Source organism: Pedobacter faecalis (assembly GCF_030182585.1).
Taxonomy (GTDB): domain Bacteria; phylum Bacteroidota; class Bacteroidia; order Sphingobacteriales; family Sphingobacteriaceae; genus Pedobacter; species Pedobacter faecalis.
Window position 1 is genome coordinate 1,507,154 of sequence record NZ_JARXOW010000001.1, and the last position, 20,505, is coordinate 1,527,658.

Here is a 20,505-nt window from a genome sequence, read left to right on the forward strand (position 1 = left end):
TTAGTAATTTCGGGTATCAATACCCCATAGTAATTTATTTCTTAAGGTAGTTAAGTAGCTTTCAGTATTTAGCCTAATAAGATTTATATTGAATTTTGCCCTGCTCAGAACAATTTTTGCGGATTTGTCTACTGTAACGGTCCTGGAATCGCAGGATACAAGGAATTTAGCGCTCCTCGCCTCAATCTCGAAAGTTAAAGATACGTCATCCGGAATTATTAATGGTCTGACGTTGAGGTTATGGGGAGCTATCGGTGTAATAACAAAATTTTGAGAGTTCGGATAAATGATGGGTCCGCCACAACTTAAAGAGTAGGCTGTAGAGCCAGTAGGGGTAGCCACAATAAGACCGTCTGCCCAGTATGAATTTACAAACTCATTGTTCATATAGGCATGGATAATCATCATGGCTGAATTATCTCTCCTATGAATCGTAACGTCATTCAACGCAAAGTTCTCCTCACCAAACAGCTTCTCGCTAGACTCGAGCCTAAGCAATGTGCGCTGGTCGAGCGCATATTCCTGCCTTTGCAACGCCGCAATGGCGGCGCGTATGTCATTTTTGTTTATACTGGCTAAAAACCCGAGGCGGCCAAAATTGATTCCTATTACAGGTATGCCTGAATCACGGACAAGGGACAGCGTATCTAACAAAGTACCATCGCCCCCCAGACTTAAAAAAACGTCAGCCTGTCCTAATAGTTCCTGATGGTTTCTAAAAATTAAAACGTTATCTGGCAGCTTCACCTTGTTTCGAACAAACACTAAATAAGGGTGGTAAATAAGTGTCTGGATCTCATGAGCGTTTAATACGTCAAACACCTCCTGAACATACGGAAGCACGCTGTTATTAAATTCTCTGCCATAGATTGCTATCCTCATTAAAAAATATCCATTATTTATGATACTTAGACATTTAGATAATTCATCAAAGAATTATACCTATCAGCGGTACCATTATCCGGTGTTGTTGTGTTAAACACAGCATTTACCTGATAATTGAAGCGTTCGAAAGAGGCTATGATTGCAGAAAGATCGGTCCGGTTAATCTTCAATGTTACCTCTAGCTTTGTGGATTCAGGAAACGATTGTACGTATGAGGACAGTATCTGCGCGTTGTCTGCCTCAACAATCTGAGCCATGTGCGCCAAAGAATTGTTTCTATTACTGATCTCGAGAACAATAATCCCCCCCTGCTCCTTTACGGCGTATAGGTTTGAGATGTATTCCAGTATATTATTACCCGAAATTAAACCCAGGTAGTTTTTCTTATAATCGAGAACTGGAACTACAGAGAGATGAAGCTGATTAAACAGCCTGATGATATCGTACATGTGGGCGTCCTCAAACACAAATGGATTGAGAATTGACAACGGTAATGCACCAATGGCGGTATCTGGATCAGCTATTTCGATAAGTTCTTCTTCGGCAAGTAATCCGAGAAACTGTGTTTCGTTTACTATAGGCAAATGGGATAATTTGAACTCTGCCATCCGTTCCAGAGACTTCTGAACTGAATCGGACGTCCGAAGCGGCGGAATGGTGTTAGATATGAGTTCAGACGCAAACATTATTTTAGTAATACTCGGGTTAGAAATTTCTCCAAATACATATTAAACTCTGCAGGTCGCTCCATCATGGGTGCATGTCCACATAAATCTACCCAATTAAGTTCAGAATTAGGCAAGAGTTGATGGAATTCCTCGGCTACTTCGGGAGGCGTTACTTTATCCTGCCTGCCCCAAATCAGGGATACAGGTATTGTAATTCTGTGAAGTTCTTTAGCCATGTTGTGTCGGATTGCGGATTTAGCCAACGTTAGTATGCGTATTACCCTTGACCGCTCATTTATGCTTTTGAAAACCTCATCAACAAGTTCCTTTGTAGCTGTAGCGGGATCATAAAAAGTAAACTCAACTTTCTCTCTGACATAATCGTAACTCTCGCGCCTTGGAAAAGAACCTCCGAATGCATTTTCATACAAACCAGAACTTCCTGTCAAAACCAAAGCTTTAACATGCTCCTGATGCGCAACAGTAAAAACAAGCCCCACATGACCGCCCAGGGAATTTCCAATAAGAACTACCTGCGGTAACCTTTTATATTTAATAAACCTGTGCAAAAATTTGGAAAGGCTCTTCACCCCCAACGTGAGGATTGGCAATTCATATATAGGTAATATGGGAACAAGAATGTGATAGCGATCTTTAAAACGATCGATCACATCTTCCCAGTTACTTAATTCGCCCATCAAGCCATGAAGTAATACCAGGGTTTCTCCCTTCCCAGCCTCTATATATTTGAACCCGTCACTTTCTATTACTTCGTATTTCATATTTTGACCAATGTAGATAGTACGCTACTAAGTTAGTGCGCTGGAATCAATTTAATGCAATTTCAAACACTTATTTTAAGAATAGACTCCAGCAAAAACACACAATTTATGCCAATTCTTGTTTTACTATTTCGGCAATAAGCTTCCCATCCGCCTTTCCCGCGAGCTCCATATTAGCAAGACCCATAATCCTCCCCATGTCTTTCATAGAGGAAGCACCGGAAGTTTCGATAAGCCTGGAGATGACTTTTCTGACAGCCTCTGCATCCAACTGGCTAGGCATGAAGTCACTTATAACGGCGATTTCTTCTTCTTCGATGGCACTCAAATCCTCTCTGCCCTGCCGCTTATAAATATCGGCTGACTCCCTGCGCTGTTTAACCAACTTCTGCAAAATTTTCAGTTCGCCTTCTTCTGAAATCTCGTCTGTAGATCCTTTTTCTGTTTTAGCAAGCAAAAAAGCTGCTTTAATTGCTCTCAATCCTCGTAACCTCGCCTGATCTTTAGCCAGCATGGCATTTTTTATTTCCTGATCTATATTATTCCCTATCATATTATCGTATTTATCGTCTATCAACTATAGTTGCGCTAGCCTGGGCTGCCGGCATAATAAGCATTTCATTAATATTTACGTGAGCTGGCCTGCTAACTGCAAACCAAACCGCTTCTGCTACATCGCTCGCGGTGAGCGGATCCAAGCCTTCGTACACCTTCTTTGCCCGACCTTCATCACCCTTGAAACGAACTTTGGAAAATTCAGTCTCAACCATTCCCGGACTGATTGCGGTAACTTTGATGCCATAGGGCAATAAGTCTATACGCATTCCTTTGTTAAGTGCATCGACAGCAGCTTTCGTTGCACAGTAAACGTTACCATTGGGATAAACTTCGTGCCCGGCAATTGACCCTATGTTGACGATATGACCTTTTTTTTGCGCTACCATCCACGGTGAAACGAGCCTGGTAACGTATAAAAGTCCTTTTACATTAGTATCAATCATGGTATTCCAGTCGACAGTGTCTCCCTGGTGGATGGGATCTAAACCCTGGCTCAAGCCGGCGTTATTGATCAGAATATCTATTTTTTTCCATCCGGATGGAAGTGCGTCAAAACAAACGGAGATTTCTTCCAGATTTCTTACATCTGCCACAACCTTCTTAACCTCTACCTCATATCGCTTTGTTAGTTTAAGAGCGGCTTCATCTAGCTTATTCGCGCGCCGACCCACTAATATCAGGTGATACCTATTTGCCGCAAGCAAATCTGCGCATGCCGCGCCAATGCCGGAGGTGGCGCCCGTTATTAATGCAATTTTTGACATGATGAGTAATTTAGAGACAAAGCTATAAATTTTTGAACCTGCGCTATTCAAAAAACAAACTGAAGGTCAGATTTCTCAAATTCAGTTTATCAATTGGAGAAGCGAAACGATGATTTTCATGTTGTAAGACATCGCCAGCCGAGTATGATAATTTTATTTCTGGTGACATCTTAAAATACTCAAAGTAAAGATCGAAGCCCACCCCGGTCTCATAGGAAAAATAGCCCCGTTTGGAATTTATAAATTTCTCTGCCGGATCGGTAACCAGACTATTGTTCGTTTTCTTTCTGGACGATATGTCTGCAGTAAACTTTACACCACCAAGCATGTAGGCCCTGAAATTTGTCCGCCTGTCGGACTTAAGCTTAAAACTTAAGGGCAGCTCTACCAGCGTTCCGTTGACTTTCTTTTCCTGGTTCTGATCAGCATTAACGTACTGATATCGCAATAGCTTATCACTAAATGCCAACACTGGCGTGAATCGCAGATCTGAATGACTGGTTACGCGTTTGTTCACCACAAAACCGATACCGAAACCGGGGGTACTTTCTGAATATAACGCCCTGAGCTCACCAGGTTGTACTCCTTGTCCGATGTCGTCCTCGTACACAGATCGCCAATCACTTTTTTTAGATATTTTGTACTCGGATGAAATATACTGGAATGTGAACCCAAAATGGATATCTGTGTCATCCACACCGCCTCCCCAGTTCTGCCCCAAGGCGCGGGGGCTGATGAAGATTAATAAAAAAAGGGGTACATACGCTAACTTCATTTAATACCAGTATAGATGGCACTGATACCGAAGGTGAGCCGCCTTTCTTCTGTTTGCATGAACCCTACTTTTTCTAACAGTGCTGTAAAGTCAGACCCATCGGGGAAAGCTGAAACAGACTCAGGAAGATATGAATATGCTCTTGAGTCGTTGGAAAAAATCCGCCCCAGCGATGGTGTAATACATTTAAAATAAAGATTATAAAGCTGTTTGACAGGAAATATCCGGGGCTTGGAAAATTCCAGAATAACGATTTTACCGCCGGGCTTAAGTACTCTATACATGTCTGACAGCCCTTTTTGCAGATTTTCATAGTTCCTGACACCAAATGCGACAGTAACCGCGTCAAAGTGGTTATCCTCGAAGCCTAAACTTTCAGAGTCCCCGGTCTGCACGGAGAAGACGTGCGCCATACCGCGGGCATTTATTTTGCTGCGTGCAATATTGAGCATACCTCCCGAAATGTCGACACCAATTATCTTTTCCGGATGCAAGGTCTTTATTGCTTGAAAAGCTAAATCACCAGTGCCGGTAGCTACATCTAAAATGACCCGCGGACGAGATGCCTTTAACGTATTTATTGCCTGTCTACGCCATATTATATCGATACCTAAAGACATGAAGTGATTTAAAAAATCATATGTCCTGGATATATTATTAAACATTGTCGCCACCTGCTCCTTTTTAGCAACGGTGTCTGATTGGTACGGTGTAATGTTTTCGTTCATGTATGAGGCAAAGATAAGTATTGTTGAAAACTAATTTTCTACCTTTGTATATGATTATAAAATCGGCAGCATTCGTTTGCAGTAACACGAAGGTTTCAGCCTTGCCCCCACCTAACCTCCCTGAATATGCTTTTATTGGCAGATCAAACGTAGGAAAATCATCGTTGATCAATACGCTCTTAAAACAAAACGGGTTAGCTAAAACCTCCCAGAAACCCGGGAAGACACAACTGATTAATCATTTTTTGGTCAACCAGGATTGGTATATCGTCGATCTGCCGGGATATGGTTATGCGAAAGCATCAAAAAGCAGCAGAGAACAATGGGAAAAATTTATTCGCCATTACATCACCAAGCGTGAAAGCCTGCAATGCGTTTTTGTTTTAATCGACAGCCGCCTTGAGCCGCAAAAGATTGATCTTGAATTTTGTTACTGGCTGGGAGAAATCCAGATACCCTTCTCTCTGATATTCACTAAAGCCGATAAACAGTCTGCATCGAAGACAGACAAACATGTATCTCTCTTTAAAAAGGCCCTTAGTGAATGGTTCGAAGTGATCCCATCTTACTTCATAACTTCTTCCGAAACCGGACTGGGCAGGGAAAATATACTAGAATTTGTTTCAGCAGTCAACCTGGATTTTGTTATGCCACAACCGAGTAGCGCGAAAAAGGAACCACTGCCATGAAAAAATACTTTTCCCTGGTGCTCTTTGCCCATTCTGTTTTTGCACTGCCATTTGCATTGATCGGCTTTTTTCTTGGAGTCACCACTGTGCAGACGTCATTCGAATGGGATCTGCTATTGAAGGTACTGTTCTGTATGGTTTTTGCGAGAAATTCGGCTATGGCATTTAACCGCTATCTCGACAGATATATTGATGCTAAAAATCCCCGGACAGCTATGCGCGACATCCCGGCGGGCAAGGTCTCGGCTAACGAGGCGCTGTTGTTCGTAATCATTAACGCTGTTTTATTTGTGGGAACTACCGCACTTATTAACCCCTTGTGCCTGTACTTGTCACCGATAGCGCTGTTTGTTGTACTGTTTTACAGCTTCACAAAACGATTTACGGCGTTTTGTCATCTTGTTTTGGGGGCGGGTCTAGCATTGGCTCCCGTGGGTGCTTTTGTTGCTGTGACAGGCTTTTTTGAAGTCGTGCCTGTTCTTTATGCCTTTGCCGTGCTATTCTGGGTGAGTGGTTTTGACATCATTTATGCACTTCAGGACGAGGAGTTTGACCGCGGTGAAGGATTACGATCAATTCCTGTGGTCCTCGGAAGAAAAGGCGCATTAAGATTATCAATAGCGCTGCATATGTTATCGGCAGCGTGTGTTATTATTCCTGTGTTTTTTATAGCATTTGGCTATTTTTACTATGTAGGTGTTGCTTTCTTCTGTTTCATGCTGATCTATCAGCACAGTTTGGTAAAACCCTCAGATATAAGTAAGGTTAACAAGGCATTCGCAACTACTAACGGCTATGCATCCGTTGTTTTTGCCATTTGCTTCCTTGTTGACATTTTCATTAGAACAACTCATTAATATTTACAATGGACTTGACTCTGACTAAAAAGAAAAGAAATTATGTTCCCGATGATCTTACTATGACATGGGATAGCCTGGAGCCGATCTTCAACGAACTTTTAACCCGGGATATTGATAATGTTCAACAGCTCGTAAAATGGCTTCAGGATAAGAGCGAGCTCGAAGCAGCACTTGAGGAGGACTTTGCATGGAGATATATCAGGATGACCTGCGATACGACCGACGAAGAGCTTGTTAAAGATTTTCAATACTTTGCGACCCAGATTGAACCAAAGGTATCTCCGATAGCAAACCAGCTTAACCGTAAATTTAACGATAGTCCCTTCATAGATGAATTAGACCAGGCCAAATACTTTGTCTATATCCGCGGAATAAGGAAGTCGATAGAAATATACCGGGATGAAAACGTCGATTTGCTGACCAAACTTCAGGTTACCCAGCAAAAATATCAATCGGTGACAGGTAAGATGAGTGTAGTTATCAATGATCACGAATATACGCTTGAACAGGCTTCGAACTTTATAAAAGACACCGACCGAGCCGTACGCGAACACGCGTGGAGAGCGATACAACAGCGCCGGCTGGTCGACAGGGACGAGCTCAATATCCTTTTTGATGAGTTGGTGGCGACGCGGCATACAGTTGCGCTTAACGCTGGCTTTGAAAATTATAGAGATTATATGTTCCAAGCTCTTGGCCGCTTCGACTATAGCCCTCAGGACTGTTATCAGTTTCATGAAGCGATAGAGAAGGAGATCGTTCCTATATTGCGGAGTCAGGCCGAAAAACGTGCCGAACGTCTAGGGATCAATAAATTGAGACCATGGGATTTGGATGTAAACACCTCCGGAAAACCAGCCTTAAAACCCTTCAGAGATGGCTCAGATCTGATCGACAAAACAATCAAGTGCTTCACTGCCATCGACCCGCAACTAGGACGAATGTTAACTGTCATGAAAGCGAATAATTTATTTGACGTGGATAGTCGAAAAGGTAAAGCACCGGGAGGGTATAATTATCCGCTGGCTGAAACCGGTGCCCCGTTTATATTCATGAACTCAGCAAATGCGTTACGCGATCTGACAACGATGGTTCACGAAGGCGGACACGCTGTGCACACCTTTCTCACGGCGGATCTGGAGCTTAATGACTTTAAACACTGCCCCGCTGAAGTAGCTGAATTAGCATCCATGAGTATGGAACTCTTGTCTATGGACAAATGGGATATCTACTTTGAGAATGAGGAGGAATTGCAGCGTGCCAAGCGCGAGCAACTTACTGATGTACTCAAAACTTTGCCTTGGGTCGCTGTAATCGACCAGTTTCAGCACTGGATATATACCAACCCAGGTCACAATGCAACCGATAGGGAAGAGGCATTTAGACAGATCTATATGCGGTTTGGAGGCGGATTCGCGGACTGGAGTGAACTTGAACCTGAACTTGGGAATTTATGGCAAAAGCAACTACACCTCTTTGAAGTTCCGTTTTATTACATAGAGTATGCGATTGCGCAATTAGGTGCGATTGCTATATGGAAAAACTATAAAGAAAACCCCGATACTGCGCTGAAGCAATATTTACAAGCCTTATCTCTTGGTTACAGCGAGCCAATTGGCGATATATACAAAACTGCAGGGATACAGTTTGATTTCAGCCCATCATACATTACCGAATTGGCGACCTTTATTAAAGTAGAACTTGACAAGCTAGACTAATAAGATACATGCTTAAAAAACTGTTTAGAAAAAAGACTGTAGCTGAAATTCTCGAAGGTGCGGCTGACCGTTATGACGATCAAGGCACAGCCTTACACCGCACGCTTACTGTTCGAGACCTAACTTCTTTCGGTATCGCAGCGATAATTGGGGCGGGCATATTCAGTACTATTGGGAAGGCAAGTGCAGACGGCGGCCCGGCGGTGATTTTCCTTTTTATTTTTACGGCAGTCGCTTGCAGTTTTGCTGCGTTTGCATATGCGGAGTTTGCATCGATGGTACCTGTATCAGGCAGCGCGTATACGTATTCGTACGTGGCTTTTGGTGAAATTGTCGCCTGGATCATCGGTTGGTCATTAATTATGGAGTATGCGGTCGGAAACATTACCGTTGCTATTTCATGGTCCGATTATTTTACTGGACTTCTGTCCTCCTTACGAATACCTTTTCTCGGGATTGACGGAATAAATCTGCCAGACTGGATGACAATGGATTATCTCACTGCTTTTAACGGGCATCTGCAAACTGAGACCTTGCTTAAGGCAGGCAAAAGCTATGCAGATCTGGACGAAGCTACGCGACTTGCAAATAATGCCTGGTTAACTGCACCACAAATTGCGGGGTTCCATTTTGTGGCCGACTTGCCAGCCCTTGGTATCATTATATTTATTACGTGGCTGGTGTACCGTGGCATGCGCGAGTCCAGGAACGCGAGTAACGCAATGGTGGTTGTAAAGTTAGCCGTCATATTGCTCGTGCTGGCAGTCGGCATTTTTTATGTTGATGTAGACAATTGGGACCCCTTTGCTCCCAACGGCATATCGGGTGTCTTGAAAGGGGTGTCTGCGGTTTTCTTCGCCTACATCGGATTTGATGCAATTTCTACCACCGCAGAGGAATGTAAAAATCCACAACGCGACCTTCCAAGAGGGATGATGTGGGCTATCGTGATCTGCACGGTGATTTATATTGCTATTGCCCTGGTGTTGACAGGCATTGTCCGGTATGATCGTTTGGCTGTAGGGGATCCGCTCGCCTTTGTTTTTGAACAAATAGATTTACGTTTATTAAGCGGAGTTATCGCCGTGAGTGCGATATTTGCTATGGCCAGCGTATTGCTTGTTTTCCAAATGGGGCAACCAAGAATATGGATGAGCATGAGCAGAGACGGCCTTCTTCCGAAATCTTTCTCCAGGCTGCACCCCGTCTATAAAACCCCTTCATTTTCAACTATCGTAGTTGGCTTCGTTGTTGCGGTACCCTCCTTGTTCTTAAACTTAACGACGGTTACAGATCTGTGTTCAATCGGGACATTATTCGCATTCGTTCTAGTTTGTGCCGGGGTGCTGGTTCTGCAAAACCGGACTGATGTACAGCGTGGGAAATTCAGGACGCCCTATATCAACTCGAGATATATAGCCCCTATTGGGTTCATAGCTGCCATAATTTCGGCCGGGATGTTCTTTAAGGCTGAGGCATCTTCCTTTTTATTCAACACACCAAAAATAAAGGATCCTACTACGTTGATCACTTCTCTAGATGGAAGCGAACTAGAGCTATTAGGGAGGGAAATTAGCAATAAGATGGCTGCCTCTTCAACCCCTATCACGGATCTTGAAGCTTATCTAAGTGCCCAATCCTTAGATCAGTACGAAAAATTTGTGGCTGGTTCCGCGCTGAGTTATGAAAAAAAATATGAATACGGCTGGACTTTGTTTAAACATAAAATACCTACCTGGATATTTTTGAGCATCTGCCTGATCGTATTATATTATTGCATTAAGGAGCAATTGTCTTTAATCCCAGTACTAGGATTACTCAGTTGCCTTTATATGATGTCCGAATTAGGTATTTCCAATTGGATTGGGTTCGGAGTATGGCTGGTCGTAGGTCTTGTCGTATATTTTCTCTACGGGTATAAGCATAGTAAATTACGACGTGCAGAAACGTAGAGGAAACTCCCCAAAAACACCAAAGATTAATAACGTTTGAATTTATTTTCAAATATATTCTACATTCTGAGAATATATCTCTACATTAGATTTAAAATTCAACAATACTCAAAGGCATTGTTGAATTACCCCTCCTAATTATCCCTATAATTGTTGGTTTGAGTACCTTCAATAAGGCTCCGCCCGGAGCCTTTTTTTATGCCGGCAATCTATTCAGTTCGATGTCATCAGGCGTTACGAAGATCAACGGTACCTTTTCTACATCGACATAACTGGAATCAAGACCAAAACTCCTTTCTTCTGAAAGGCTTAACCTTTTCAAAATAAAATAATAATCCATCACCGTGCGTTCATAGAAAGATAGATTAGAAAACTTGGAAAGGTGCTTCTCCAATAGTACAAATCTGAAATCACCCGCAATTTTATGCCTGTTCAAAGACGTATACTGACTCGTAATGTCGACTTCACCATTTTTAACAAGCTCTTCTACAACCTTTCGGTATAGGAGGTTGACCCGCTGCTCAACCCGGAACCCTAATTTAAAGTCTATACGAATCAGCTTTCCCGGGATTAAAAACTCCACCTTGTATTCTCTCGTAAACGGTTCGTCAACTACATCTACGTGTACGAGCCAGTAAATGTCCGCTCGCTTGGGTTCTTTCTGAATGATAGAATAGATAATCTTTGATTCGATCTCCGTTTTAAAGTTGGCACTTGTTAGATAAACAAGCTGAGAAGAATATTTCGGTACTGAAATGTCGGAACTTAGCTCACTTATGATTTGGTAATAGTCTTCGATTTCGACGTATTTAACAAAACGGTTTTTTATTTTTCTTGCGATATACCAACTCCACATTACCGTAAAGAGCGCCATCCCAATCATCACAGTAACCCAGCCGCCGTGCAGGAACTTTGCAAGATTACCGACCAAAAAAGTAACTTCAATTAAGCCATAGGTAACGAGAAAGGCGACAATAGCATAGGTTGGTACTTTTTTTCGTTTCATATAAGCGGCGACTAAAATTGTAGTGGCCAAAAACGTGATATTTATTGCCAATCCGTACGCTGCTTCCATATTTGTGGAGCTTCGGAAAACCAGCACAATACATATACAGCCTACCCACAAAATCCAATTGATAGAGGGCACATAGATCTGCCCTTTTTGATTACTTGGATAGTTTATCCTGACCTTGGGCCAGAGATTAAGCCTGACTGCTTCTGATATCAATGTAAAGGATCCGGTGATCATAGCCTGGCTCGCTATCACCGCGGCGCAGGTAGCCAAAGCCACCATGAATAGCAGGTAACCTTGGGGAACGATCTCAAAAAACGGATTAATATCACTGTTGAAGCCCCCATGATGCAAAACCCAAACTCCCTGTCCGAGATAGTTAAGGATAAGCATCGCTTTAACGAAAATCCAGCTAATACGGATATTCTTGCGACCGCAATGGCCCATGTCAGAATATAGGGCTTCTGCCCCGGTAGTACATAAAAATACGCCTCCTAATATTAATAATGCAGTGGGGCTTACAGAAATAAGTTTGACGGCATAATAAGGGTTCAGTGCGCGTAGAATAGATATATCCTGAATAACAAACAAAAATCCGAGCAAGCCTAATACACTGAACCAAAATAACATAACAGGACCAAACAGCTTACCAACCAGGTTAGTCCCAAATTGCTGTATGATGAAAAGAACCGTGATAATTGCGAGAACGATTGGGATGACCTGAACCTCAGGAAACTTTAGCTGCAAACCTTCGATCGCCGAAGTGACTGTTATGCTTGGAGTTATAATACCATCTGCTAACAAAGCACAACCGCCTACAACAGCGGGCACTACCAGCCATTTTGCATTCTTTCGAACTAAGGAATAAAGCGAAAATATACCGCCCTCACCTTTGTTGTCAGCTCGAAGCGTAATCAATACGTATTTGACGGTTGTTTGTAAGGTGAGCGTCCAAATGATACAGGAAAGCGCTCCAAGCACTAATTCCGTATCAATGATTTGACCACTGTCTATTACTGATTTGAAAATCGCCTTGAGTGTATAGAGCGGAGATGTACCGATATCTCCATAAACGATTCCTAAGCTTACCAGCAACCCGCCGGCGGTTAGCGCATTTAAATGCTTTTGACTTGACACTTTTGCATGAATTTAGGCGACAAAATTACAACAAATTCTAACCTCACCTCATTTTTATTAAAATGAGCCTAACGCCATTATGTGTTAAATATTGTTAAATGTTCTTCTGCCGAACAAAACCATTGAAGATTTTGTTTTTTTATTTATATTTTTGGTCGCACCAAACATGAGCAAACACAACCAAATAGCGCTTATAATGCATTTCATATGCTTACTATTTGTAGGTCAACTCGGCATGAACCAGAGTTTTGCTCAAAAGGCTGACAGCGCCTTAAACAGTATGCGTGCGAAGAAAATCAACAAAGTACCACAAATTAAAGTAGATCTTCCGAATTATAGGGCTAAGTATTATTTGGGGAAAATACCTTACGATGGTTTCTCCAACCTAAGAGGCTTGGATTACGTCCCCCAGAGGACTGAAAAAAACCTAACTGTTCTTAAAATTTATCCTAACCCGGTAAATGACAAGGTTAATCTCATTATTCGTCTTGACCAGGAAGCGAATTTTTCCGTCAGGATACTTGATATGCTTGGCAATGAAGTGGTGACTTTGGCTAACGAACGACTAAGAGAGGGCGAGCAGACTAAAAACTACGCTATTCCAAATCGATTAAACCCTGGTGTATACTTTTTGAGAATTTCGGCAGGAGCTGAAACAATAGTGAAACGGATATCTGTTTTGTAAGCACACTGATTGGATGCTCTTTATAGAATATGAAGATAATTGCTATAGGAAGAAACTACGCGGCACATGCGAAAGAATTAAACAATCCGATACCTGAAACACCTGTAATTTTTTTAAAGCCTGATACTGCCCTTCTAAGGGATGGAAAACCTTTTTACATCCCCGATTTCTCGTCCGATATCCATTACGAACTTGAGGTAATATTAAAAATATGTAAAGAAGGTAAACATATTTCCGAAAAGTTCGCATCAAACTATTACGAAGAAATAGGACTTGGGATTGATTTCACCGCGAGGGATATCCAGGCAAAACATAAGGAAAAAGGGTTGCCATGGGAACTGGCCAAGGCATTTGATCATTCCGCGGCAATCAGCAATTTTTTACCAAAGTCAGACTTCCAAGACATCTACAATCTTGATTTTCGACTGGACGTAAACGGGGAAACGAAACAGCTTGGCAACACGCGCAATATGATCTTCTCATTTGATAACATCATATCATTCATATCAAAGTATATTACATTAAAAAAAGGGGACCTAATTTTCACCGGTACGCCAGAAGGCGTAGGTCGCATAGTCCCGGGCGATAAGTTGCAGGCTTGGCTATGCGGACAAGAGCTAATAAAATTTGACATCAGGTAGTATGATCAGAATTTTATCAGTTTTTATAATCTGGGCAATTGTGCCAATATTCGCGTATAGCCAACCAGTATGGAGTAACAACAAATATCCGTTGGTTGACTTCCGTCAGCCCCTGGACATCAAACCTCCAGCGCTTTCCGGCTCTTTTGGTGAACTGCGGTCTAATCACTTTCATTCCGGACTTGATTTCCGCACCAATCAACGCGAGGGCTATCCGGTTTTTGCTGTGGCTGATGGCTTCGTATCGCGCCTTAGAGTGCAGAATGGAGGCTTTGGACTTGCCTTATACGTTAACCACCCCAATGGGTTCACTTCTGTATACGCGCATCTCCAGCGATTTGGCCCGGAGATAGCCGATCAGGTAAAACGCATTCAATACCATAAAAAGTCATTTGAGGTAGATGAACTTGTTGATAGCTCGCTCTTACCAGTACGAAAGGGACAGGTGATCGCTTATTCGGGGAACACCGGAGGATCGGCCGGACCGCACCTCCATTTTGAGATAAGAGATTCTAAAACGGAGGCAACTATAAATCCTCAACTATTCGGCATAGAGATACCGGACAACGTTCCCCCCGTGATACATTCATTATATGTGTATCGATTGAATCATAAGGTTTTTAATGAGTTGACTCCAAAACAGTACTTTCGGCTTATTGGTTCAGCTGGAAACTACCGGATACATCACGTAACTACCCTGCGCCTGGGCGGTGAGGTAGGGTTCGGAATCGTCACAAACGATCGCCATACCGGCGCTTCTGGCCTGAACGGCGTGTACGCGATTCAACTTGAACTTGATGGAACGGTGATATACAGTTCCTCTATGGAACGCTTTGAGTTCGTTAACAGCAGAGCCATCAATGCTCATATCGATTATCCGCATTACCTTAAAACCAAGATATCGATTCAAAAGAGTTTTGTTGATCCTGGCAACCCGCTTAAAATTTATAGTAACGTTCTAAATTATGGGCGCGTAACATTTAATGACGGCAAACTTCACCGGATGAAATACACGGTAATAGATGGCCGCGGAAATAAGAGCACCTTAACGTTTAACGTTCAGTCGGACAACCAAGCGGTCATTAAAACGCCGGAGGTTAAGGCAGATACAATCTTTAAATTCACCGATAGAAATGAATACATTGAGGATGATGTGAGGGTGATATTGACCAAGGGAACGCTTTATAACGATGTCTATTTCTCTGCCAAAAAGTTGCCGCGCCAGTCATATAATGTATACTCATCATCCTATCAGATTCATAACAACAAAGTTCCATTGCACACGGGGTTTGAGCTTTGGATAAAAGCTGACAGCACTTTGATCCCTTATCAGGAAAAGGCTGTGATCCTTAACGCATCCGGAATATCACAGGGCGGATCATTTGAAGACGGTTACGTTAAAGCAACGCCACGGACTTTTGGTAATTATTATATTTCTGTCGACACAATAGCCCCAACCATCACCCCGCTCAATATATCAGAAGGAAAACGGATGGGAAACGTGAGTAAGGTAACGTTTAAAATAAGGGATGACCTATCGGGTCTTAAAAGCTTCAACGGCTATATAGACGACAAATGGGTACTTATGGAATTTGACGCTAAGACCGCAACGCTCTGGCACACCTTTGATGATCTTACGTTATCTGGTAAACATACCTTTAAGCTTGTTGTTACAGATATGAAAAACAACGCCAAAACGTATAATGTAACCTTTTACAAATAGCATCATGACACAACTAAAAGCAGGTCAAAAGGCCCCGGACTTCACTGAGAAGGACCAGAACGGTAATATGGTTTCCTTAAGCCAGTTTAAAGGAAAAATAGTTATCCTCTATTTTTATCCGAAGGATGATACGCCGGGCTGCACAGCGGAAGCATGTAATTTCAGAGACAACTATGAAAGTTTAATTGGGAAAGGGATAGTTGTATTGGGTGTAAGCATTGATGATGAGAAATCCCACCAGAAGTTTGTTACAAAACACAATTTACCTTTTCCCCTGCTTGCCGATCCGGACAAAAAGATCGTTGAGCTATATGGTGTATGGGGAGAGAAAAGTATGTATGGTAAGATTTATATGGGTACAAACAGAACAACATTTGTTATTGACGAAGAAGGATATATCTTACATATCATAACAAAAGTTGACACAAAGAATTCTTCGGCTCAGGTGCTTAGCCTGCTTAGTTGAAATTTCATTTTTTTTCGTTCGCTATGGTTAGTACCCTAGTTTTACATAAGTTTGCTATTATTTTATATAACCCCCAAATAAATGAAACATACAATTAATGAATTAACGGACATCGCTTCTCAGGTTCGAAGGGACATTGTAAGGATGGTCCATGCCTGCCAATCAGGACACCCTGGGGGGTCACTTGGCTGTGCAGATTTTATGACGGCTCTTTATTTTGAGGTGATGAATCACTCATCGGATTTCCAGATGGATGGAAAAAACGAAGACTTGTTCTTCCTGTCTAACGGACACATATCACCTGTTTTTTATAGTGTCTTAGCGAGATCGGGATATTTTGAGCTTAGTGAGCTGGCTACTTTCAGAAAACTTGATTCGCGACTACAAGGACATCCTACAACGCATGAAGGACTGCCCGGAGTGCGTGTAGCTTCGGGCTCACTGGGACAAGGTATGTCTGTGGCCATAGGTGCGGCTTTAGCTAAAAAGCTTAATAAAGACACATCCATTGTATTTTCACTGCATGGTGACGGAGAACTGCAAGAGGGTCAAAACTGGGAGGCCATCATGTATGCGCCATTTAATAAAGTAGATAATTTGATATCTACTGTTGACTACAATGGCCAGCAGATCGATGGTCCAACAGAAAAAGTCCTTTCCTTAGAAAATTTACGTGCTAAATTTGAAGCCTTCGGCTGGCATGTGATAGACTCCGACGGGAATGATATGGACAGCATTGTGAAGGCCCTCCATTACGCCAAATCGCTTACGGGAAAAGGTAAGCCAATATTGAACTTAATGAGCACCCAAATGGGTTATGGTGTCGACTTTATGATGGGGTCACACAAGTGGCACGGCGTAGCGCCGAATGACGAGCAATTAACGACAGCGCTTGCGCAACTTACCAGCACTCAAACTGATTACTAAGATGAAGAAATATACATACACGGAGAAGAAAGATACGCGCTCCGGATTTGGCGCAGGACTGTTGGAGGCCGGCAAAAAGAATCCAGAAGTTGTCGCCTTATGCGCTGACCTCGTCGGATCGTTAAAAATGGACGCGTTTATTAAAGAATTTCCAGAACGCTTTTTCCAGGTGGGAATTGCTGAAGCGAACATGATAGGAATCGCTGCAGGACTTACCATCGGCGGTAAAATACCGTTTACCGGATCGTTCGCCAACTTCTCAACCGGAAGGGTTTATGATCAAATTCGTCAGTCGGTTGCTTATTCTGATAAAAATGTCAAGATATGTGCCTCTCATGCCGGCCTTACGTTAGGCGAGGATGGTGCAACCCACCAAATTCTTGAAGACATAGGCCTGATGAAGATGCTCCCAGGCATGACCGTAATTAACCCTTGCGATTACAACCAGACTAAGGCTGCTACTATCGCCATTGCTGAACACCATGGACCAGTGTATTTGCGGTTTGGAAGACCAGTAATACCTGTGTTTACAGATCCGGACCAGAAGTTCGAGATCGGAAAAGCATGGATGGTGAATGAGGGTAAAGATGTAACTATCGTAGCTACAGGACATATGGTCTGGAAAGCAATTGAAGCGGGCGAAAAATTAGCTGAACTGGGAATCGATGCAGAAATCATTAACATCCACACAATAAAACCACTTGATGAAGAGGCCATTCTGAAGTCGGTTAAAAAGACAGGATGCGTCGTTACCTGTGAAGAGCATAATAAGTATGGCGGCCTGGGAGAGAGCATTTCGAGACTATTGGTAACCGAACTACCAACGCCTCAAGAATTTGTTGCCGTTAACGATAGCTTTGGAGAAAGTGGGACCCCGGATCAGTTGATGACAAAGTACGGACTGGATAGCGCCGATATAGTTGCAGCAACACAAAAAGTAATGAAGCGCGCAGGCAAGTAGAAAAGCCAATTTCGGAAACAGCAACAGATATAATGAAGCAGGTTGAAGACGCTGAGATCTTAAAGAAATTCTCCTCACCGGAGACGAGAGACGAAGCATTCAATCTGCTTATCCAGAAATACAAACAAAAACTATATTGGCATATCAGACGGCTGGTCATTGATCATGACGACACCGACGACCTGGTACAGGATGTCTTTGTTAAAGTTTGGAAAAACCTCGCCAATTTTCGCAGCGATTCGCAACTGTACACCTGGCTGTACAGGATTGCAACGAATGAGTCAATCACCTTTTTAAACAAAAAGAAGCAGCAAAACAACACCTCATTAGACGAGGTGTCAGGCGAGCTGGAGAGAACGCTTTTAGCTTCACCGTATTTTGACGGCGACAAACTCCAGCTAAAGTTGCAGAAGGCGTTACTTACACTTCCCGAAAAACAACGCCTGATTTTTAACATGAAGTATTTCGATGAACTTAAATATGAAGAGATTTCTGAAATTACAGGAACGAGTGTTGGTGCACTTAAGGCATCCTTTCATATCGCCGTTAAAAAAATTGAGGCTTTTATGCTAAATGAGGACATTCGGTTTTAAACCTTTTGCCAATTATTCCATCAATATAATGCAATGGAAGAGAATTTAGAACACTTGGAATGGATGAAGGGCTTGAAGGATACTGGGTTCACGATTCCTTCAGACTACTTTGAAGAACTGGGCGATCAAGTACGAGCCAGAATTTTTTTAGAAAAGTTTCCCCCTAGTACAAATAGCGGCTTTATTGTGCCGTCGAATTACTTTGAGCAATTAGCCGCAGAGATTATTTCTAAAACCTCTGCGAAGGTTGGAGAACCAGCTAAAATCACCAGATTGTGGCCTTCCGGCTTCATTAAATATGCGTCAGTGGCGTGTTTTGTTATTTTGCTGGCTGCCGGGTATATGGCAGGAAATAAATGGTTGAATCCGTCTCAAAGCGCTCAAAATGAGCGTTTCAATGATATTGTTAGCGAACAGGTTTTGTTTGACATCGACGAGCAAGTTATAATTGAACACATTGAGTCATTAAATCAGGGCGATCCTATAGCATCGGCGGAAGATCAGGCACTCGAAAAGTATATTCTTGATAATTACTCACAAAGCGACTTGGCAAGCAATCTATAAATGAACAGAATGAAGAATTTAATCGCAATTATTTTTCTATTGATACCTCTTGGTTTGTACGCTCAAGGTACCCGGGAATCGCGCCTTGTTGAGATTGAACGGTATAAAATCGCCTATCTAACAGAAAAATTAGACTTGTCTCCAAGTGATGCGAAGATTTTCTGGCCTATTTATAATCAGTGGCAAAATGAGCAGGAACTTCTGCGCAAGGAGCGTACGCAAAGGATGATCAGTTTTAGAAAGATTGACGAAATTGAACAACTGAATGACAGTGAAGTGCAAGCGTTGATTCTCAACGATTTTACCATGAGACAAAAAGAGCTCAATCTAGACAGGAAATATTACTTCAAATTAAAATCGAACCTGCCTATTAAAACCGTCGGCAAGTTCTATCGGGCTCAGGAGGCATTTAAACGGGAGATTTTATCGAGATACCGAACTTCAAGACCGGGCCGCAACTAAAGTTCGTTTAACCCATTCTTTTTCTCTTGATTAAATACTTCTCTAAAACCTGATCAACATTTTGCTGTATATCCACATCAATCAGATCTATTTTATAACGAGCGCACTTTAGTTGAAGAGCCTTATAATAGTCGCGTATTCTTGAAGCGTATTGACGCTTGATGTCAGTTGTGAAGGTAGTTATGCGGCCACCAGTTTCTAAGTCGATAAACTCGTAACGGTGGTTCCCAAAATTAAAGTCAATCTCCTTCTGTTTGTCTGACACATTAAATATTATCACTTCATGCTTGTTAAACTTCAGATGTTGCAGCGCAGTAAACATTCGATCGATCTCAGCCTCAGCGTTGTATGATTGAAGCATATCACTAAATAGTACGATCAATGACCGCTTGTGAACCAACTCTGCTATCTGATGAAGTATTTGAGTCAAATCTGTCTTCCGATTCTGCATCCTCTCTTTGAAAACCCGCTCAAGCTCAGCGAAGAGATACCTCTGATGAGATAATGTTGATTTAGTGTCTGTACTTACTAAAAGGTGATCTGTAAAAATGCTTAAGCCAAATGCATCTCTTTGGCGTCTTAACAATTTAATTAATGCTGCAATTGCCAATATCGAAAAGCGGAGCTTGTTATTGGGACCGTTCGGAAAATACATGGACGAAGAGACGTCCAAAACAAACTGACACCGAAGGTTTGTTTCTTCTTCATACCGCTTACTGAAAAGCTTTTCCGTTTTTGCATAAAGTTTCCAGTCAATGCTTTTCACACTTTCCCCAGCGTTATATAAGCGGTGCTCGGAAAACTCAACGGAAAAGCCGTGGAATGGACTTTGATGTAAACCTGTGATAAAACCCTCAACGACCTGCTGAGCGAGTAAGTCTAGATTCGAAAAACCGTCCTCCTGTTCATTGATGATTTGCATATAGTAAATATAAAAAAAGCGTCCATTGAATCA

At 42.3% G+C, this 20,505-nt stretch carries 22 protein-coding genes; 13 read left to right on the top strand and 9 right to left on the bottom strand.

The window, feature by feature from the left end; all coding sequences use genetic code 11:
• From QEP07_RS06670 to ubiE, 7 genes are all read right to left on the bottom strand, one after another.
• Complete coding sequence (locus QEP07_RS06670; protein WP_285009173.1) at window positions 1-882, bottom strand: NAD kinase; 882 nt, start codon at window positions 880-882, stop codon at window positions 1-3.
• Between the two features lie 26 nt (window positions 883-908).
• Window positions 909-1,571: a CBS domain-containing protein gene (locus tag QEP07_RS06675; RefSeq protein WP_285009174.1), complete on the bottom strand. Its 663-nt coding sequence runs from the start codon at window positions 1,569-1,571 to the stop codon at window positions 909-911.
• Window positions 1,571-2,335, bottom strand: a complete 765-nt coding sequence (locus QEP07_RS06680) for an alpha/beta fold hydrolase (protein WP_285009175.1) — start codon at window positions 2,333-2,335, stop codon at window positions 1,571-1,573. The genes QEP07_RS06675 and QEP07_RS06680 overlap by 1 nt, the downstream gene beginning before the upstream one ends.
• 106 nt (window positions 2,336-2,441) lie before the next feature.
• Window positions 2,442-2,888 (bottom strand): GatB/YqeY domain-containing protein, encoded by a 447-nt coding sequence (locus tag QEP07_RS06685; RefSeq protein WP_285009176.1) that lies wholly within the window; start codon window positions 2,886-2,888, stop codon window positions 2,442-2,444.
• Between the two features lie 10 nt (window positions 2,889-2,898).
• Window positions 2,899-3,657 carry an SDR family NAD(P)-dependent oxidoreductase gene (locus QEP07_RS06690; RefSeq protein ID WP_285009177.1) on the bottom strand — a complete coding sequence of 253 codons (759 nt, stop codon included), beginning with the start codon at window positions 3,655-3,657 and terminating at the stop codon, window positions 2,899-2,901.
• A 43-nt stretch (window positions 3,658-3,700) separates the two neighbouring features.
• Complete coding sequence (gene porT / locus QEP07_RS06695) at window positions 3,701-4,432, bottom strand: type IX secretion/gliding motility protein PorT/SprT (RefSeq protein ID WP_285009178.1); 732 nt, start codon at window positions 4,430-4,432, stop codon at window positions 3,701-3,703.
• A complete protein-coding gene (ubiE, locus tag QEP07_RS06700) occupies window positions 4,429-5,160 on the bottom strand; it encodes a bifunctional demethylmenaquinone methyltransferase/2-methoxy-6-polyprenyl-1,4-benzoquinol methylase UbiE (RefSeq protein ID WP_285009179.1) in 732 nt (243 codons plus the stop codon). The genes porT and ubiE overlap by 4 nt, the downstream gene beginning before the upstream one ends.
• Before the next feature lie 50 nt (window positions 5,161-5,210).
• Between ubiE and yihA the strand changes: the two genes are divergently transcribed.
• Genes yihA through QEP07_RS06720 form a run of 4 tightly spaced genes read left to right on the top strand, consistent with a single transcriptional unit; the run spans window position 5,211 to window position 10,379 of the window.
• The gene (gene yihA / locus QEP07_RS06705) at window positions 5,211-5,849 is read left to right on the top strand and encodes a ribosome biogenesis GTP-binding protein YihA/YsxC (RefSeq protein ID WP_256004266.1); all 639 of its coding nucleotides are present in this window, start codon (window positions 5,211-5,213) and stop codon (window positions 5,847-5,849) included.
• Window positions 5,846-6,706 carry a UbiA-like polyprenyltransferase gene (locus QEP07_RS06710; protein ID WP_285009180.1) on the top strand — a complete coding sequence of 287 codons (861 nt, stop codon included), beginning with the start codon at window positions 5,846-5,848 and terminating at the stop codon, window positions 6,704-6,706. The genes yihA and QEP07_RS06710 overlap by 4 nt, the downstream gene beginning before the upstream one ends.
• Window positions 6,707-6,714: 8 nt before the next feature.
• Window positions 6,715-8,427: a M3 family oligoendopeptidase gene (locus tag QEP07_RS06715; protein WP_285009181.1), complete on the top strand. Its 1,713-nt coding sequence runs from the start codon at window positions 6,715-6,717 to the stop codon at window positions 8,425-8,427.
• An 8-nt stretch (window positions 8,428-8,435) separates the two neighbouring features.
• Window positions 8,436-10,379 carry an amino acid permease gene (locus QEP07_RS06720; RefSeq protein WP_285009182.1) on the top strand — a complete coding sequence of 648 codons (1,944 nt, stop codon included), beginning with the start codon at window positions 8,436-8,438 and terminating at the stop codon, window positions 10,377-10,379.
• Between the two features lie 196 nt (window positions 10,380-10,575).
• On the opposite strand, the gene QEP07_RS06725 is transcribed toward QEP07_RS06720, so the two are convergent.
• Window positions 10,576-12,528 (bottom strand): KUP/HAK/KT family potassium transporter, encoded by a 1,953-nt coding sequence (locus QEP07_RS06725; RefSeq protein WP_256004258.1) that lies wholly within the window; start codon window positions 12,526-12,528, stop codon window positions 10,576-10,578.
• Window positions 12,529-12,763: 235 nt separating this feature from the next.
• On the opposite strand from QEP07_RS06725, the gene QEP07_RS06730 reads away from it, so the two are divergent.
• The 9 genes from QEP07_RS06730 to QEP07_RS06770 all read left to right on the top strand — a co-directional run bounded on the left by QEP07_RS06730 (window position 12,764) and on the right by QEP07_RS06770 (window position 19,550).
• A complete protein-coding gene (locus QEP07_RS06730; protein ID WP_285009183.1) occupies window positions 12,764-13,213 on the top strand; it encodes a T9SS type A sorting domain-containing protein in 450 nt (149 codons plus the stop codon).
• A 29-nt stretch (window positions 13,214-13,242) separates the two neighbouring features.
• Window positions 13,243-13,854 carry a fumarylacetoacetate hydrolase family protein gene (locus QEP07_RS06735; protein ID WP_285009184.1) on the top strand — a complete coding sequence of 204 codons (612 nt, stop codon included), beginning with the start codon at window positions 13,243-13,245 and terminating at the stop codon, window positions 13,852-13,854.
• A gap of 1 nt (window position 13,855) precedes the next feature.
• The gene (locus QEP07_RS06740; protein ID WP_285009185.1) at window positions 13,856-15,577 is read left to right on the top strand and encodes a peptidoglycan DD-metalloendopeptidase family protein; all 1,722 of its coding nucleotides are present in this window, start codon (window positions 13,856-13,858) and stop codon (window positions 15,575-15,577) included.
• Window positions 15,578-15,581: 4 nt separating this feature from the next.
• Complete coding sequence (bcp, locus tag QEP07_RS06745; protein ID WP_285009186.1) at window positions 15,582-16,043, top strand: thioredoxin-dependent thiol peroxidase; 462 nt, start codon at window positions 15,582-15,584, stop codon at window positions 16,041-16,043.
• Between the two features lie 81 nt (window positions 16,044-16,124).
• Window positions 16,125-16,970, top strand: coding sequence for a transketolase (locus QEP07_RS06750; RefSeq protein ID WP_285009187.1), 846 nt, complete (start codon window positions 16,125-16,127; stop codon window positions 16,968-16,970).
• 1 nt (window position 16,971) lies between these two features.
• A complete protein-coding gene (locus tag QEP07_RS06755) occupies window positions 16,972-17,931 on the top strand; it encodes a transketolase family protein (protein ID WP_285009188.1) in 960 nt (319 codons plus the stop codon).
• Between the two features lie 32 nt (window positions 17,932-17,963).
• Complete coding sequence (locus tag QEP07_RS06760) at window positions 17,964-18,524, top strand: RNA polymerase sigma factor (RefSeq protein WP_256004244.1); 561 nt, start codon at window positions 17,964-17,966, stop codon at window positions 18,522-18,524.
• A 33-nt stretch (window positions 18,525-18,557) separates the two neighbouring features.
• Window positions 18,558-19,088, top strand: coding sequence for a hypothetical protein (locus tag QEP07_RS06765; RefSeq protein ID WP_285009189.1), 531 nt, complete (start codon window positions 18,558-18,560; stop codon window positions 19,086-19,088).
• 9 nt (window positions 19,089-19,097) lie between these two features.
• Window positions 19,098-19,550, top strand: a complete 453-nt coding sequence (locus QEP07_RS06770) for a hypothetical protein (RefSeq protein ID WP_285009190.1) — start codon at window positions 19,098-19,100, stop codon at window positions 19,548-19,550.
• 7 nt (window positions 19,551-19,557) lie between these two features.
• Here QEP07_RS06770 and QEP07_RS06775 read toward each other — a convergent pair whose 3' ends face one another.
• Complete coding sequence (locus QEP07_RS06775; protein ID WP_285009191.1) at window positions 19,558-20,472, bottom strand: DUF58 domain-containing protein; 915 nt, start codon at window positions 20,470-20,472, stop codon at window positions 19,558-19,560.
• Window positions 20,473-20,505 lie beyond the last annotated feature (33 nt).